Source organism: Xenorhabdus sp. PR6a (assembly GCF_028599065.1).
Classification (GTDB): Bacteria; Pseudomonadota; Gammaproteobacteria; order Enterobacterales; family Enterobacteriaceae; genus Xenorhabdus; species Xenorhabdus doucetiae.
In genome coordinates this window covers 1-789 of sequence record NZ_JAQRFJ010000191.1, presented here as the reverse complement: position 1 = coordinate 789, position 789 = coordinate 1, and the positions used below count along the sequence as shown (strand labels likewise).

General features: G+C 57.5%; 1 protein-coding gene. It reads right to left on the bottom strand.

Translation table 11 applies throughout. From position 1 onward, the window contains the following. The coding region (locus PSI15_RS18270; protein ID WP_273584760.1) for an RHS repeat domain-containing protein at nt 1-635 on the bottom strand (635 nt) is incomplete at its 3' end. Nucleotides 636-789 lie beyond the last annotated feature (154 nt).

Genomic DNA, 789 nt, shown 5'->3' with positions numbered 1-789 from the left:
GGCGAAATATACTGCGCGGTCTCCGGGGAGTAATAACGATGAAAATTATAGAATAAACCGCTCTCTTCATCCTCATATTGCCCTAAGAACCTGAAATTGCACCCCACGTGATAATCCGGATCGTTCGACGCAATCACCTGCGATTTCTCGGCTTTTCCCCACGTCTTCAACCGCTGCGCCCAAACCAGCGTGCCGTTTTCGTTGAGCATTTCGCGCACGGTGCCCTGATGGTCGCTGACGATGTAATGCAGCTTACCTTTTTCAACACGGGCGGAGGGCGTAAGCGCCCCCGGTTCGTACAGCCAGCGCACGCGGCTGTCCAGCGCCAGCGAACCGTCGGCGTAAACCGGCGTTTCCTCGATAAGCTGGTCACCGCTCCACAGGTATTCCTGCCCGTAAATGGCCGTGGCGCGCGGAGTCAGGTCCGGCCGGCCATTTAACCACCGTTGCAGGTTGGTCGCCGTCAGCTTTCCGTCGTGAACCTTGAGTTTCCGGATCCTTCGGCCAAACGGATCATAGGCATAGTGCCAGCGTGAGCCGTCCGGGGTTTCACAGTGGGTAAGCTGATTTTGGGTGTCCCAGCGGTAGCGCCAGACCTGCGGGCGGAATCCGTCACGTTGTTCGGTTTTTTCCACCAGACGCCCATTGTTATCATAGCGATAGCGGATATCCCCTTGCTGCACCACCCGCCCGGCGTTCTGGCGTTGGGTTATTTGTGCCATCGCACCGGAGGCATCGACCGGCAAATGCTGGCTCAGGTTGCCGTTGGCATCGTAGCCAAACTGCTCT